Genomic DNA, 14,869 nt, shown 5'->3' on the forward strand with positions numbered 1-14,869 from the left:
CAGGTTGAGACGGATCCGCCCGGTTGCCAGACAGCCGGACGGAGCCGGCCTCCGGCGACGGCCGCATGCGGTTTTTTGCGGCACAATCACCCCATGAAACTCGACGCCGAAGACCTCGCCAAGATCAGCTCCCTGACCGTCGCGCACTACCAAGAGAACGCGGAATCGTTCGAGGCCGGCACGCGCGACCATGACGTCAGCCAGAACATTGCGGCGCTTCTGCGCCACATCGAAGGCGATCCTCCCTACGACATCCTGGATTTCGGCTGCGGGCCGGGCCGCGACCTGAAAACGTTCGCGGCCCTGGGCCACCGGCCGGTCGGTCTGGACGGGACGCCGCGCTTCGTCGAGATGGCGCGGCAGGCCACTGGCTGCGAGGTCTGGCAGCAGGACTTCCTGCGCCTGGCGTTGCCGCCAGAGCGCTTCGACGGCATCTTTGCCAACGCCGCCTTGTTCCACGTGCCTGGCCAGGAACTGCCGCAGGTGCTGCGCGCCTTGCATGGCGCGCTCAAGCCGCGCGGCGTGCTGTTCAGCTCCAACCCGCGCGGCGGCAACCAGGAAGGCTGGAACCGCGGGCGCTACGGCGCCTACCATGACCTGGAAGGCTGGAGCGCGCTGCTGACGGCGGCCGGCTTCGAGGCGCTGGAACACTACTACCGGCCGCAGGGCCTGCCGCGCGAGCAACAGCCCTGGCTGGCCAGCGTCTGGCGGCGTACGGCGTAGTTCAGGCGGCCTGGATGGTCCAGGGCGCATCCGGCAGATCGATCACTTCGCAATCCACCGTGGGGCCTGCGCGCTCCAGCACGGCGAATTCGCCGTCCGTCAGCGCCATCAGCGGGTGGTGCCAGACATCCCTGCGCAGCGTGATGCCCACGCCCACGCCCGCCATGAAGGCGCGCAGCGTGGCCAGGTCCGGCGCCTCCGCGCCCAGTGCCACCAGCACCACATAAGGCGTGCCTGCCAGCGGCAGGAAGGTCTGGCTGCCCAGCCTGTGGCGTTCCAGCATGCGCGCGGCAAAGGGCAGGGCGATCGCCTGCGCACGGAAAACCGATAGCGAAGGCCGGCCTTCCGCGTCCAGCAGATCGGGTTCGCCCATTTCCACCCGCAGCGAGGTGCCGGCGTTGATGGAACGGCCGGCGCGGCCGGCGCTGCTGACGACCTCGCCATAGGGAGCGAAGGTCTCGGGTGTCAGGGGCTGGGCGATCAGGGTGCGGGCAGCCATCAGAAATTGATCCCCAGCCATTCGCGCACCTGCTCGTGCAGGTCGCCGGCGAAGTCCTCCGGCGAACCCGAGGCGGTGATCTCGCCCAGGCTCAGCACGTAGATGTGGTTGGACATGGCCACCACCCGGCGCACGTTGTGGTCCACCAGCAGGATGCCCATGCCGGCGTCGGCGAAGGCGCGGATCCATTGGAAGACTTCGGCCGCGACGCGCGGCGCCAGGCCGATGCTGGGCTCGTCGATCAGGCAGACCTGCGGCTGCACCATGTAGGCCTTGGCGAATTCCAGCGATTTCTGCTGGCCGCCGGACAGGTTGCCGGCCTGGTCCTTGAGCTTTTCCTTCAGCACCGGAAAGCGCTCCAGCGTTTCCTTGAAGCGCGGCTCCAGCACGTCGCCGTAGCGCTTGCGCCGGCCTTCCAGCGGCAGGCGCAGGTTCTCTTCCACCGTCAGGTAGGGGAACAGGCTCGACTCCTGCGGGATGTACCAGAGGCCGTCGTCGATCATGCGGTGCGGCGGCTGGCCCGAGATGTCGCGCCCGGCGCGCGTGACGCGGCCGGACTTGGGCCGCAGGAAGCCGCAGATGGCTTTCATCAGCGTGGACTTGCCCGCGCCGTTCAGGCCGATCAGGCCGCTGATGCGGCCGGCCTGCACCGTGAGCGAGACGTTGCGCAGCACGTCGATGTCGCCCATGTAGCCCGCGGTCACGCCTTCCATGGCGAGCAGCGTGTCAGGCATGGTCCTGCTCCTCTTGTCCCGGTTCGCCCAGATAGGCTTCGATCACCGCGGGTTCGCGCAGCACCTGCTGCGTGGGGCCGTCGGCCAGCACGCGGCCGGCGTTCATGCACACCGAGCGCGGGCACAAGTCCACCACCACCGGCATGTCGTGGCTGACCAGGATGAAGGTCTGGCCGCTCTGGTTGCGGCGGCGGATGAATTCCGACATGGTTTCCTTCATGACTGGATGCACCGCGGCGAAGGGCTCGTCCAGCAGCGCGATGCGCGGCTGCGCCATGAAGCAGGCGCCGAACTCCAACAGCTTCTTCTGTCCGCCCGATAACTGTCCGGCGTCCAGGTGCATGACGTGGGCCAGCTTGAGCTCGTCCAGCAGATCCAGCGCGCGGCGGCTTGCGGCCGTTTCGTCCAGGCCCATGGCCAGCCCGCACACGATCAGGTTGTCATAGGCGCTGACCCGGTTGAAGACGCGGGTCATCTGGAACATGCGCAGCACGCCCAGCCGCGTCAGCCGCGTGGGATTCAGGCCCATCACGCTGCGGCCGTCCAGCAGCACCTGTCCCGCGTCCGCCGCCAGGTGGCCGGACAGCACGTTGAGCAGGGTGGTCTTGCCGGAGCCGTTGGGGCCGATCAGTCCCAGGAGCTCGCCGTCGGCGACGTCCATGCCCGCGGCGTTCACGGCCAGCAGGCCGCCGAAGCGTTTTTGTATTCCGGATATCTGCAGCAGTGGCATCAGGCCCCCCTGGCGCTGGCGCGGGCGTCGCTGGATCGGCGCAGGAAGGCGCGGCGCGCCAGGCCCCACAGCCCTTCGCGGAAGAAGCGCGCGAAGATGATGACCAGCAGCGCGAATACGATCATCTGGATGTTGCCCGCGTCGCGCAGCAGTTCCGACGCGACGTACACCAGCACCGCGCCCAGGAGCGGCCCGACCAGCGTGCCCATGCCGCCGATCACCACCATGGCAATCACCATGCCGGTCTGCGTCACGATGCCGAGTTCCGGGCTGACCAGCTGCGCGAAGGTGCCGTACAGGCCGCCGGCGAAGCCGCAGATGGCGCAGCTGGCCAGGAACGCCAGCGTCTTGTAGCGCACCACGTCGATGCCGCGGCTGGCCGCGCCGATCTCGTCGTCGCGGATGGCCTGCAGGAAGCGCCCCGGGCGCGCCCGCAGCAGCACGAAGATCAGCAGCGTCACCGCCGCCAGCGCGGCCAGGAACAGGTAATAGTTGCCCACGCGGCTCTCCAGCAGCGCCGGCACGTGCAGACCCTGGTCGCCCCGCGTGAAGTCGATGGAGTTGTAGATCACCAGGCGCACGATCTCGGCGAAGGACAGCGTGGTCAGCGCCAGGTAGGGCCCGGACAGACGCAGCACGATGCGGCCCAGCACCAAGCCGACCAGTCCGGGCACCACCGCGGACAGCGGCAGGCCCAGCCACAGCGGCACCTGCCAGTGATAGGCCAGGAGACCAGTGGTGTAGCCGCCCAGCATGGCGAAGGCGGCCGGCGCCAGCGAGAACTGGCCGGCATAGCCCGCCAGCAGGTTCCAGCCGCAGGCCAGCATGGCGAAGTACATGCTGACGATCAGCACGCCCAGCCAGTACGGCGAGGACACGCCCAGCGGCAGCAGCGCCAGCACGGCCAGGAACGCCAGCGACAGCCGCATTTCCTGGGTCAGCTTGTTGCGCAGCAGATTGGGATGGGTCAGCGGATCCATGTTCAGACCTCCCGCGCGCGCTCGCCGAACAGGCCCTTGGGCCGGAACAGCAGGATCAGGATCAGCAAGGCCAGGCCGAAGGTGTCGCGGTAGTCATAGGACAGGTAGACCGCGCCGAAGCTCTCCAGCACCCCCAGCGCCAGCGCCGCGACGATGCTGCCGGGAATCGAGCCCATGCCGCCTATGACCACGATCACATAGGACTTGATCGCCGGAAACGCGCCCACGTCCGGCGCCGGGTTGATGACCGGCGCCAGCAGCGCGCCGGCCAGCGCCGCCAGCACGCCGGAGGCCATGAAGATGATGCTGCTGGCGCGCGCCGTGTCGATGCCGGCGATAGAGGCGCCCAGCCGGTTCTGCGCCACCGCCTGCACCTGCCGGCCCCACAGCGAGCGCTTGATGAAGAGCGCCAGTCCGATCAGCAGCACGATGGACAGGCCCGCGGTGATCAGCTTCTGGCCGCTCATCATGAAGGGGCCGATCGCCATGCGCGTCACGTCGGACAGCGCCGGGCCGCGCATGGGGTAGGGGCCCACGACCTTGTCCACCAGGTTGATCAGCAGCAGCGACAGGCCGAAGGTAACGACCACCGCGTACTCGTCCTTCATCAGCCCCCAGGAGCCGTAGCCCGCATACAGCGGACGCATCAGCCAGCGTTCCGTGGCCCAGCCCAGCAGCGCGCCAGCGGCGGCTGCCACGGGCAGCGCCAGCCAGGGCGGTACGCCCAGGGCCAGCGACACCAGGGTGTAGGTGTAGGCGCCTATCATGTAGAACTCGCCATGGGCGAAGTTCACGACCTTCAGGATGCCGAAGATCATGGTCAGGCCGACCGCCATCAGCGCGTAGTACAGGCCGATGATCAGGCCGTTGACGAACAGGTCCAATGCCAGCACTCGATTCTCCCTGGCGCCGGGGCGGGGCCCCGGCCTGTGTTGCGGTCATGCTGTCGAGACGATCCGGTTCTTTTCGCCGCCGGGCCGCCCCAAGGCAAAAAGCGCCCCCTCGGGGGGCAGCAAGCCGAAGGCGCGGCGTGGGGGGCACCATTACTTGGCCGGTTTGACCAGCTTGTCGACCTGCAGCGGTTGGCCGGTGGCTTGGATCAGCGTGGTCTTGCTCAGTGGCTGGTCCACCTCGGTCAGCTGATAGGTGACGTAGGGAATGTCGACCCACTGCTGGTAGGTGTAGCCGGGCTGCTGCGAGAACCCGAACTTGCCGCGCACGCCTTCGAACTGCATGCCTTGCAGCGCCTTGATGATGGCGGCGCTGTCGGTGGACTTGGCCTCTTCGATGGCGCGGGCGATCAGGAGCACCGAGTCCGCGGCCTGGAAGATCAGGCGATTGGGTTCGGTCTTGGCCTGCTTCTGGTAAGTGGCGGCCACGTCCAGGCCCATCTGCGGCATGGGCATCTGCGGGTGGTAAAGGCCGAAGGCCAGCATGTACTTGCCGGCTTCCTTCACGTTCTTCCAGAAGTCCGGATAGTCGGCGATGCCGGCGCCGTCGTAGAACCAGGTCTTGGCGCTGGGCGCCACGCCTTGTTCGTAGAGCTGGTTCATCAGGATGTAGGCGGCCGGCGGCAGCATGATGTTGACCACCAGGTCCGGCGGGCTTGCGCGCAACGGCAGCACGGCCGGCGTGAAGTCCTTGCCGGCGCGGTCCAGCGCCACGTACTTGTACTGGGTCTGCGGCGCGGCCTTCTTGAGGAACTCGCCCAGCAGCTTGGCCTGGCCGATACCGTAGTCGGTGTTCTCGGCGAAGGCGATCACGTTCTTGACCTTCAGCGCCGCGATGGTGTCGGCCATGGCGCTGGAGACGCGGGTGTTGTAGTTGGCCGGATTGAAGACTTCCGGATAGCCCTTGGCGCGCACGTCGTCGGACCAGCAATTGGTGTTGACGTAGGGCACCTTGTAGCGGTGCGCGACTTCGATTTCGGCCAGGCAGACCGAGCTTTGGTGGCCGCCCGTCACGGCCACGACCTTGTCGCGCGAGATCAGTTTCTCGGCCGCCGCGCGGCCTTTTTCCGGAATGCCCTGGTTGTCTTCGTAGACGATCTTCAGCGGCCGGCCCAGCACGCCGCCCTTGTCGTTGATCATCTTGGCGATGATTTCCACGCCGTCCTTCACCTGGGTGCCTTGCACCACCGAGCCGGGCGGGGACTGCGCGATGCTCACGCCGATGACGACAGGATCGGCGCCGTGGGCGGCAGAGGCAAGTACGACCGCGGATACGGCTGCGGCTAAGCGGAGCAGTTTCATCGTGGTTTCCTTTTGGAAAGGATCAACGGCGATGCCGTCGCTCGCGCGGGCGAGGCGTCGGCGGGCGGGAACTCTGCTTGTTTGTAATCTTGTAGTACCGGTCTGACCAGTTAGGGCTTACCAGCATGGAGACCGGGGCCGGCGATGGCGCCGGCCCTGGCGGCGTCAGGCCGCCAGCAGGCTTTCCACGCGCGCGGCCGTGTTCAGCACGCGCCAATCGGCGCCGCGCGCACCGGCGATCTGCAAGCCCAGCGGCAAGCCGTTGCGGCCGCTGCCGCAGGGCAGCGTCAACGCCGGCATGCCGGTCAGGTTGAAGGGCATGGTGAGGCCCGTGACGGCGGTGTGCAGCGGCACTTCGCGGCCCCCGATGGTGACCGCGCCGGCGCCGGAGCGCGGCGGCTCGATGCGCAGCGTGGGGGTGACCAGCACGTCCACCGACTGCATCGCCTGGTCGAACATGCGCGCCAGCGCGGCGCGGCCGCGCTGCGCCCGCGTGTACCAGGTGGCAGGGAAGAACTGGCCGATCTCCAGGCGCACGCGCACGTCGTCGCCCAGCGTCTCGGGCTGGTCGACCAGCCGGCGCCAGTGGATGTCGGTGGCTTCGCTGCACAGGGTGGCGAATTGCAGCGCCGCGCTGTGCTCGACGCCGGGCAGGTCCAGCGGCACCAGCGTGGCGCCGTCGGCCTGCATCCGCGCCAGCGCATGGTCGACTGCCTGCGCCACGTCCTCGGCCAGCGGGTCGTAGAAGTAATTGCGCGGCACGCCCACGCGCAGGCCCGTCAGCGCGCCGGCGCTGACGGTGCGTTCGGCCTGGCCCGACATGATCGAATAGGCCAGGGCGGCATCCGCCACGCTGGCGGCAATGGGACCCAGGTGGTCCAGGCTGGCGCCCAGCGCCTGCGCGCCCTCGCGCGAAATGGCGTCGAAGGTGGGTTTGAAACCGACCACGCCGCAGCAGGCGGCGGGGATGCGGATGGAGCCCGCGGTGTCGGTGCCGATGGCCAGGCGGACGATGCCGGCGGCCACCGCCGCGGCCGAGCCGCCGCTGGAGCCGCCCGCGGTATAGCCCGCCCCGCGCGGATTGCCGACCCAGCCGTAATGCGGGTTTTCGCTGGTGATGCCGTAGGCGAGCTCGTGCAGGTTGGTCGTGCCCACCACCAGCGCGCCGGCTTCGCGCAGCCGCGCCACGGCCAGCGCATCGTGCAACGCGGGCGGCGGCTTCAGGCCGCCGCTGCCGTTGGTCTGGGGAAAGCCTGCGACCTGCATCAGGTCCTTGACGGCGATCGGCACGCCCATCAGCGGCATGGCCGCGCCTTCGCGCAGCCTGCGCGCGGCCGCGGCCGCGGCGCCGTCCAGCGCCGGGGTGTCGGACAGGCTGATGAAGGCATTCAGACCGGCCTGCTGCCGGGCTGCGGCCAGCGCGGCGCGGGCGGCGTCGGCGGCGCGTGCCGGGTCCTCGCGGCATTCGCGGGCAATCGCGGCGATGCCGCGCGCGTGGCGCGACACCGCGACGCCGCGGCCGGCCTGCGCGGCGGGCAGCCGTTCAGCGGGCGCGGCGGGCGGCGGCGCCAGGTAGCCCAGCTCGGCTTCCGGCGCCAGCGAGTCCAGCACGGTGAGTTCGGGCAGATTGACGCGCAGCCGGTCCAGCCAGGCCTGGCGGCGTTCGGAATAGGGGTAGTCAGCCAGTCGGGCCATGGCGTCGACGGCGCGGGCAAATCGATCGTAGAGGTCGGTCATGAGCGGCGCTATGTACGAGAGAGTGCGTGGGGCCCGCGGCCGTGCCGGGGCGCTTTGCAGTACGGCTTTATCCTAACCGGTCAGACCAGTTGAATGTCATAATGCCCAGGCAGTATATGGCTGTCAACGCCAAACCGGGCGGTAGCCGCGCACCCCTGCCTTGAGAATTCCGCGATGAACACCGTCGAACACATAGCCCAGCAGTTGCAGGCCCGCATCCGCCAGCGCGATTGGGCCGAGGCCGGCAAGCTGCCGGGGCAGCGCCAGTTGGCCGAGGAACTGGGCGTGAGCCGCGCCTCGCTGCGCGAGGCCATCACCATGCTGGAAGGGCTGGGACTGCTGCGCAGCGAAGCTGGCCGCGGCGTGTTCATCGCTCGGCCCGGCGAAAAAGGCCTGGGCAGCGCCTACGGCCGCTGGCGCTTCCAGGGCCGCTATGCCTTGCGCGACGTCTATCTGGTGCGCAACCAGCTGGAGGAGTTGGCCGCCGGCCTGGCCGCGGGCGTCGTCACCCAGGCGGGGCTGGCCCGCCTGCGCGCCACCATCACGCACATGGAGCAGGCCGCCGACGCCGGCGACCTGGTGGCCATGTCGGAAGGCGACCGCGCCTTCCACGCCTGCCTGTACGAGATCGCCGGCAGCCCCATGCTGCTGGACCTGGCCGAGAACATCGCCGAAGTGGTGGACGGCAGCCGGCAGGTCGCGTTCGCCGATCCGGCGCGCGTGCGCGAGCCGATCTACGAGCACGCGGCCATCATCGACGCGCTGGCCACCGGTTCCGCCGACGCCGCGCGCCGCGCCATGCGCGCCCATATCTGCAACGTGGCCGACCGCGCGGGCCTGTCGCTGACGATCCCGGGCGCCTGAGTCTCCCTAGCGCTGTCCGTCGTGCACGGACACGGCTTCCTTGGTCAGTCCGCCCAGCCGCGAATGCACCCGGCCGCCCGTGCCCATGACCAGGGCGAACAGGATCTCGTTGGCGCGCGGCGCATCCTGGATGCCGATCTCGATGCTGTTGAAGTGGCTGCGCACATACGAAGCGTGGATGTAGTGCACCGGCACCATCATGCGGTAGCCGGCCACGGCCACGGCCTTGACGGCGGGCACCATGGCTTTGGGTTCGCCCAGCACGCTGCGCATGGCCCAGCCGCCGGCCTCGTGCCAGACCGCGCCATGCTCCATTTCGCCATCCAGGCCGACGATGGCGGCCTTGCTGTAGACCTCGATCTGGTCCTTGCCGCCCAGCGTTTCGACCAGCTCGGTCGCCAGCAGCGTACCCAGGCTGCGCAGTTCCGCCATGAAGGGCATCAGGTCCGGTTCGTAGCGGCCGGCGTAGGGATTGCGGATGACGGCGCAGGAAGCCGCCAGCTTGAGCGGGCGTTCGGGGGCCGGGCCGTTCTCGTGATACGTGGTCTCGACTATGAGGCAGCGTTTGCGGATATCGATCAGCGACATGCGGGGAATTCCTGGTAGCGGTTGAAAGAGGGTGTTCTATTGCGGCGGAATGCCGGTTTCCTTGACGATGGCGGCCCATTTGTCGATCTCGGCGCGCACGAAGCCGCCGAATTCGGCCGGCGTCTGCTGCTTGACGCTCAGGCCCTGGCGTTCATAGGTCTGCTTGAGTTCGCCGTTGGCCAGGGCCTTGCCCAGCGATTGCGACAGGCGTTCGACCACGGGCGCGGGCAGGCCGGCCGGACCCATCAGGCCGAACCACACGGTCAGGTCGAAGCCGGCGGCGCCGGTTTCGTTGAGCGTGGGAATGTCCGGGGCCAGCGGAAAGCGTTCGGGGGTGCTGACGCCGTAGGTCTTGACCTTGCCGGCGCGCGCCTGCTGCAGGCCGTTGGCCAGATCGGTGAAGGTAAGGTCGACGGTGCCGCCGATGACGTCGGTGAGCGCCTGCGGACCGCCGCGATAAGGTACGGGCGTGACGTTGATCTTGCCCATGGCCGCGAGCTTGGCGCCGAACACCTGCGCGCTGCCCGAGCCATAGGCATAGGTCAGCTTGCCCGGATGCTGGGCGCCGTAGGCAAACAGATCGGATACCTGGGTGCCCGGCATGCGTGGCGAACCCACCAGCAGATAGGGCGTTTCGGCGACGGCGCCGATGGGCGCGAGGTCGGTGGCGGGGTTGTAGGGCAGGTCCTTGAACAGGCTCACGCCGCTGGCCGCCGTGGACACGCCCACCACCACCAGGGTGTAGCCGTCGGGCTTGGCGCGGGCCACGTCGTGGGTGCCGATGATGCCGTTGGCGCCGGGCTTGTTCTCCACCACCACCGGCTGGCCCAAATCGTCGGCCATGGCTTTACCCAGGCTGCGGGCCACCACGTCGGTGATGCTGCCTGGCGGGAAGGGCACGACCATGCGGATGGGGTGGTCGGGGTAGCCCGCGGCGACGGCGGGCGCGAGCGGCGCGCCCAGCCCCAGCGCCAGCGCAAGCGCGGCGGCGGATCGTTTCATGCTTGTCTCCTGTGGATCTCGTTATCGTTGGCGTCCGGCGCTTCAGGCCGGCGCCGGGGCTTCCAGGCCTTGCAGGTAGCGGTGGATTTCGGTGTTGTCGACGCCGGCGGGCATGTCGGCAAGCGCGCGCTGCCACAGCGCCGTGCACAGCGACAGCTGCGAGGCCGGAACGCCGGCCAGGGTCTGCAGCGCATCGGCGGTGCGCAGGTCCTTGGCCATCAGCGCCAGGGCAAAGCCGCCGTTGTAGCTGCCGGGCACGATGAACTGGCGCAGCTTGGTTTCGGTGGCGACGTTGCGGCCGCTGGAGGCGTTGAGCACGTCGGTGAACACTTCCAGGTCCAGGTCCATGCGCTGCGCGATCAGGAGCGCTTCGCTGGCCGCCAGCAGGCCGGCCGCGTAGACGTAGTTGTTCAGCGCCTTCATGGCATGGGCGGAACCCACGGCGCCGGTGTGGATGAGCGAAGCGCCCATGCGCGAGAGCAGCGGGCGCACGCGCGCCAGGCCGTCGGCATCGGCGCCCACCATGATGGCCAGGGTGCCGGCGGCCGCCTTGGCCACCGCGCCCGACACCGGGGCATCGATGAGCGTCACGCCCGCCGCGCGCAACAGCGGCGCCAGCCGCAGCGTTTCGGCCGGGCTGGACGAACCCATGTCCAGCAGCACGGAGCCGGGGCGCATCACGCCCGCCAGTCCGTGTTCGCCTTCGATCACCGCGTTGGTGATGGCGCTGTCGGGCAGCATGGTGATGACCACGTCGCAGGCGGCCAGCGCCTGCAGGCCGGCGGCCGGTTTGAGCGTCTGGTTCCAGGCGGGGTGGTCCGCCAGGCGCTCCAGGCGCGCGGGGTCGCGGTCATACGCCAGGATGTTGTAGCGCTCCTCGCCGCGGGCGAGGTTTTCCAGCATGGGCAGGCCCATCATGCCCAGGCCCACGAAACCTACTGTGAGTGTCATGCATTCCCTTTATCGAATCGTCCTGGAAAGCGCGCCAGGAGCCATCTGGGATGCTAATGAATGCGTGATTTCAGCGCTTATGCTAAGTTGGCCAGGGGTTATAACAAACGATTATCGGATCAGCCATGCGATTCAAGCTCAGGCAGATGGAAGCGTTCCGGGCGGTGATGCTGACCGGTTCTATGAACGGTGCAGCCAAGCTGCTGTTCGTGTCGCAGCCCGCGGTCAGCCGCCTCATCGCTCATACCGAGCAAAGCCTGGGCCTGCAACTGTTCGAACGCGACAAGGGCAAGCTCACGCCCACCCCTGAAGCGCAGCGCCTGTTCCAGGAGGTGGGGCCGTTGTTCGACGAAGCCCTGCGCATCGACGAACTGGCGCGCGACCTGGCCGAGCGGCCGGAGGGCGCGTTGACCCTGTGTTCCAGCCCCAGCCTGGCGTTGAACTTCGTGCCGCCCGTGATCGCGCAGTACATGGAGCTGTACCCCAACGTCAGGCTCAAGTTCCACACCACGCTGCTGTCCGACATGGCGCACGAGCTGTTGGGGCGCAAGGCGGAATTGGCCGTGTCGGTGCTGCCGATAGACCATCCCAATCTGGTGGTCGAGCCGCTGGCCACCGGCGAGATGGTTTGCATCTTGCCGCAAGGCCATGCCCTGGCCGCAAAACGGGCGGTCAGCCTGGCCGAGCTGGCCGAGTGCCGGCTGATCCTCTACAACCGCAACATTCCGTTCGGACAGTTGGTGGCCGCGGCCTTCCAGCGTGCCGGCGTCGGCTGGAATCCGGCCGTGGAAATCGTGCGCGCCGAACTGGCCTGCGCCCTGGTGCGGGTGGGCGCGGGCGTGGCCATCGTCGACGAGTTCTCGGTCGGGCAGCAGGGCTGGCCCGGCGTGGTGACGCGGCCGCTGCGCGAGTCCATCCCGCTGTCGCTGAGCCTGGTGCGTTCGCGCTTCGAGCGCCCCGGCCGCCAGGTGCAGCGCTTCGTGCGCCTGATCAAAGAGCACGCGCGGACCTCGCGCAAGCCGGGCCGCGCCCGGCCGGCTGCGTAGCCGGCATCCGCAGGGAACGGACAGCCGGCGCATTTTCCGGACACGCCTGTTGGACCTGGCGCAAGCTTGCCTCGAATAAACGCAGTTTGCGGATAGCGTCGGCCGGATCCGGCTAACGCGGCCGCGGCGCGCGGCGCCAGTATTCGCCTCACTCAATCAGCCAACGGTGAGGTGATGCGATGAAGGGTCTGGACAATAAAGTGGCCATCGTGACCGGCGGCGCCACGCTGATCGGCGCGGGCGTGGTCGCCGCGCTGCGCGCCTACGGCGTGCGCGTGGCGCTGTTCGATATCGACGCGGCCGGCGGCGAACGCGTGGCCGCCGCCGATCCGGCCGGCACGCGCTTCTGGCCGGTGGACATCGCGGAGGACGCGCAACTGGAACGCGGCGTGGCCGATGCCGCGGCGCATTTCGGCCGCATCGATTTTCTCGTCAACCTGGCCGCGACCTACCTGGACGACGGCGCCGCATCGGGCCGCGCCGACTGGCTGCGCGCGCTCGACGTGAACGTGGTCAGCGCCGTGATGGCCGCGCGCGCGGTCCATCCGCATCTGCTTGCCGCCGGCGGCGGGGCCATCGTCAATTTCACCAGCATCTCCTCGCGCGTCGCGCAGACCGGACGCTGGCTCTATCCGGTGTCCAAGGCGGCGCTGCTGCAGGTCACCCGCAACATGGCGATGGACTATGCCGCCGACGGCATACGCGTCAACTCCGTGTCGCCAGGCTGGACCTGGTCGCGCGTGATGGACGAGCTGACGCAGGGCGACCGCGCCAAGACCGACCGGGTGGCTGCGGACTACCACCTGCTGGGCCGCGCCGGCGATCCGGCCGAAGTGGCAGAGGTGGTTGCCTTCCTGCTTTCAGACCATGCCAGCTTCGTCACCGGCGCCGACTACGCGGTGGACGGCGGCTATTCCGCCATGGGCCCCGAACAGGCCAAGCCCGCGATTCCGCGCCTGGCCGCCTAGCCATACAAAGGAGAACAGACATGCGTCGAATCGCGATCGTGGGTGGAGGGCAGGCCGGCCTGCCCCTGGCGTTGGGACTGCTGGACAAAGGGTATGAAGTGACTGTCGTCACCAACCGCGAGCCGGACGATATCCGGCGCGGCAAAGTGATGTCCAGTCAGTGCATGTTCGATGCCTCGCTGCAGGTCGAGCGTGACTTGGGTTTGAATCAGTGGGAGGCCGACTGTCCGACCGTCGACGGCATCGGCCTGGCGATACCGCATCCTGAGCGGCCCGGCCACAAGCTGATCGATTGGGTCGCGCGCCTGGACCGTCCCGCGCAGGCGGTGGACCAGCGCATCAAGATGCCCGCCTGGATGGAGCTGTTCGCCGCGCGCGGCGGCCGGCTGCTGATCCAGGACGGCGGCGTGGCCGAACTCGAATTGCTGGCGGCCTCGCACGACCTGGTGTTGCTGGCCGCGGGCAAGGGCGAGGTGGTCAAACTGTTCGAGCGCGATGCGCTGCGCTCGCGCTTTGACCGGCCGCAGCGCGCGCTGGCGCTGACCTATGTGCACGGCATGCGCCCGGCGCCGGAGCATTCGCGCGTCGCCTTCAACCTGATTCCGGGCGTGGGCGAGTACTTCGTGTTTCCGGCGCTGACCGTCAGCGGTCCCTGCGAGATCATGGTGTTCGAAGGCGTACCCGGTGGTCCGATGGATTGCTGGCGCGACATCAAGTCCCCGCAGGAGCATCTGGCGCAAAGCCTGCATATCCTGCACGCCTATCTGCCCTGGGAGGCCGAGCGCTGCAGCGCGGTGGAGCTGACCGACGCCAACGGCATCCTGGCCGGCAGCTTCGCGCCCACGGTGCGCAAGCCGGTGCTGACCTTGCCGTCGGGCCGGCTGGTGTTCGGCCTGGGCGATGCGGTGGTGACCAACGACCCGATCACGGGGCAGGGCTCTAACAACGCCACCAAGGCCTGCGCCGTGTACCTGGACGCGATCCTGTCGCATGGCGACGCCACCTTCACGGCGGAATGGATGCAGCGCACCTTCGAGCGTTTCTGGGACTACGCGGGCGCGGTGGTGGAATGGACCAATTCGATGTTGTTGCCGCCGCCGCCTCACCTGCTCAAGCTGCTGCAGGCCGCGGACCACACGCCGGCGATCGCCAGTACCATCGCCAACGGCTTCAACCATCCGCCGTCGCTGTACCCCTGGTGGGGCGACGCCACGGCCTGCGAAGCCTTCATCGCGGCGCAGCCGGCGCGGGCGGCGGCATGAAGCCCGATTGCGCGGCGGGCCTGCCCCTGGACTGGGGCTGCACCGATCTGCACCCCAAGGTCCTGCGCGGCGTGCTCGGCAGCTATCCGACCGGCGTGGCCATCGTCGCCACGCGTTGTCCGGACGGCCGCCGGGTCGGGCTCACCATCAACTCCTTCGCCTCGCTGTCGCTGGACCCGCCGCTGGTGTTGTGGAGCCTGGTGAACCATTCGCCCAACCTGGCGGCGTTCCGCGATTGCAGCCACTTCACCATCAGCGTTCTGGCCTGCGGCCAGGAAGAGTTGGCAATGCGCTTTGCCAGTTCCGCGGTGCCGGACAAGTTCGCGGGGGCGCCCGTGCACGACGTGCCGGAAGGCGTGCCCGCCATCGAAGGGGCGGTGGCCACCCTGGTCTGCGCCAACGACCAGCAAAGCCCCGCGGGCGACCATCTGCTGTTGTTCGGCCGGGTGCTGCGCGTGGCCAGCGTGGCGGCCACGCCCCTGGTGTTCCATGCCGGGCGCTTTACCGCGCTGACCGCCGCATAGCGGCCCACT

At 68.7% G+C, this 14,869-nt stretch carries 16 protein-coding genes; 6 read left to right on the top strand and 10 right to left on the bottom strand.

Annotation, left to right across the window (positions count from 1 at the left end; translation table 11 throughout):
- Window positions 1–93: 93 nt before the first annotated feature.
- Window positions 94–723, top strand: coding sequence for a class I SAM-dependent DNA methyltransferase (locus ACM1PE_RS07905; RefSeq protein ID WP_419342921.1), 630 nt, complete (start codon window positions 94–96; stop codon window positions 721–723).
- A gap of 1 nt (window position 724) precedes the next feature.
- On the opposite strand, the gene ACM1PE_RS07910 is transcribed toward ACM1PE_RS07905, so the two are convergent.
- The 7 genes from ACM1PE_RS07910 to ACM1PE_RS07940 form a co-directional block, all read right to left on the bottom strand.
- Window positions 725–1,222 carry an ureidoglycolate lyase gene (locus tag ACM1PE_RS07910; RefSeq protein ID WP_419342923.1) on the bottom strand — a complete coding sequence of 166 codons (498 nt, stop codon included), beginning with the start codon at window positions 1,220–1,222 and terminating at the stop codon, window positions 725–727.
- The gene (locus ACM1PE_RS07915) at window positions 1,222–1,956 is read right to left on the bottom strand and encodes an ABC transporter ATP-binding protein (protein WP_059379352.1); all 735 of its coding nucleotides are present in this window, start codon (window positions 1,954–1,956) and stop codon (window positions 1,222–1,224) included. Before ACM1PE_RS07915 ends, ACM1PE_RS07910 begins: the two co-directional genes overlap by 1 nt.
- Window positions 1,949–2,686 carry an ABC transporter ATP-binding protein gene (locus tag ACM1PE_RS07920; protein ID WP_419342925.1) on the bottom strand — a complete coding sequence of 246 codons (738 nt, stop codon included), beginning with the start codon at window positions 2,684–2,686 and terminating at the stop codon, window positions 1,949–1,951. The genes ACM1PE_RS07915 and ACM1PE_RS07920 overlap by 8 nt, the downstream gene beginning before the upstream one ends.
- On the bottom strand, window positions 2,686–3,666 hold the full coding sequence (locus tag ACM1PE_RS07925; protein ID WP_419342926.1) for a branched-chain amino acid ABC transporter permease: 981 nt from the start codon (window positions 3,664–3,666) through the stop codon (window positions 2,686–2,688). The genes ACM1PE_RS07920 and ACM1PE_RS07925 overlap by 1 nt, the downstream gene beginning before the upstream one ends.
- Before the next feature lie 2 nt (window positions 3,667–3,668).
- Entirely contained in the window at window positions 3,669–4,559 is an 891-nt protein-coding gene (locus ACM1PE_RS07930) for a branched-chain amino acid ABC transporter permease (protein ID WP_059379354.1), read from the bottom strand.
- A gap of 150 nt (window positions 4,560–4,709) precedes the next feature.
- The gene (locus ACM1PE_RS07935; protein ID WP_419342927.1) at window positions 4,710–5,918 is read right to left on the bottom strand and encodes an ABC transporter substrate-binding protein; all 1,209 of its coding nucleotides are present in this window, start codon (window positions 5,916–5,918) and stop codon (window positions 4,710–4,712) included.
- Window positions 5,919–6,083: 165 nt separating this feature from the next.
- On the bottom strand, window positions 6,084–7,655 hold the full coding sequence (locus ACM1PE_RS07940) for an amidase (protein WP_059379356.1): 1,572 nt from the start codon (window positions 7,653–7,655) through the stop codon (window positions 6,084–6,086).
- Window positions 7,656–7,829: 174 nt separating this feature from the next.
- Here ACM1PE_RS07940 and ACM1PE_RS07945 point away from each other — a divergent pair, with 174 nt between their 5' ends.
- Window positions 7,830–8,519: a FadR/GntR family transcriptional regulator gene (locus ACM1PE_RS07945; protein WP_054459156.1), complete on the top strand. Its 690-nt coding sequence runs from the start codon at window positions 7,830–7,832 to the stop codon at window positions 8,517–8,519.
- A gap of 6 nt (window positions 8,520–8,525) precedes the next feature.
- Here ACM1PE_RS07945 and ACM1PE_RS07950 read toward each other — a convergent pair whose 3' ends face one another.
- The 3 genes from ACM1PE_RS07950 to ACM1PE_RS07960 are packed head-to-tail and all read right to left on the bottom strand — an operon-like array spanning window position 8,526 to window position 11,060.
- Complete coding sequence (locus tag ACM1PE_RS07950) at window positions 8,526–9,107, bottom strand: amino acid synthesis family protein (RefSeq protein WP_419342928.1); 582 nt, start codon at window positions 9,105–9,107, stop codon at window positions 8,526–8,528.
- A gap of 36 nt (window positions 9,108–9,143) precedes the next feature.
- Window positions 9,144–10,109 carry a Bug family tripartite tricarboxylate transporter substrate binding protein gene (locus tag ACM1PE_RS07955; protein WP_419342929.1) on the bottom strand — a complete coding sequence of 322 codons (966 nt, stop codon included), beginning with the start codon at window positions 10,107–10,109 and terminating at the stop codon, window positions 9,144–9,146.
- 42 nt (window positions 10,110–10,151) lie between these two features.
- Entirely contained in the window at window positions 10,152–11,060 is a 909-nt protein-coding gene (locus ACM1PE_RS07960; protein ID WP_059379359.1) for an NAD(P)-dependent oxidoreductase, read from the bottom strand.
- 125 nt (window positions 11,061–11,185) lie between these two features.
- Here ACM1PE_RS07960 and ACM1PE_RS07965 point away from each other — a divergent pair, with 125 nt between their 5' ends.
- The 4 genes from ACM1PE_RS07965 (at window position 11,186) to ACM1PE_RS07980 (ending at window position 14,860) form a co-directional block, all read left to right on the top strand.
- The gene (locus ACM1PE_RS07965; RefSeq protein WP_059379360.1) at window positions 11,186–12,106 is read left to right on the top strand and encodes a LysR family transcriptional regulator; all 921 of its coding nucleotides are present in this window, start codon (window positions 11,186–11,188) and stop codon (window positions 12,104–12,106) included.
- A gap of 179 nt (window positions 12,107–12,285) precedes the next feature.
- Window positions 12,286–13,074, top strand: coding sequence for an SDR family oxidoreductase (locus tag ACM1PE_RS07970; RefSeq protein ID WP_059379361.1), 789 nt, complete (start codon window positions 12,286–12,288; stop codon window positions 13,072–13,074).
- Window positions 13,075–13,094: 20 nt separating this feature from the next.
- The gene (locus ACM1PE_RS07975; RefSeq protein ID WP_059379362.1) at window positions 13,095–14,336 is read left to right on the top strand and encodes a styrene monooxygenase/indole monooxygenase family protein; all 1,242 of its coding nucleotides are present in this window, start codon (window positions 13,095–13,097) and stop codon (window positions 14,334–14,336) included.
- On the top strand, window positions 14,333–14,860 hold the full coding sequence (locus tag ACM1PE_RS07980; protein ID WP_059379363.1) for a flavin reductase family protein: 528 nt from the start codon (window positions 14,333–14,335) through the stop codon (window positions 14,858–14,860). Before ACM1PE_RS07975 ends, ACM1PE_RS07980 begins: the two co-directional genes overlap by 4 nt.
- Window positions 14,861–14,869: the final 9 nt, after the last annotated feature.

Source organism: Achromobacter sp. PD1 (assembly GCF_048541815.1).
Classification (GTDB): domain Bacteria; phylum Pseudomonadota; class Gammaproteobacteria; order Burkholderiales; family Burkholderiaceae_B; genus Achromobacter; species Achromobacter bronchisepticus_A.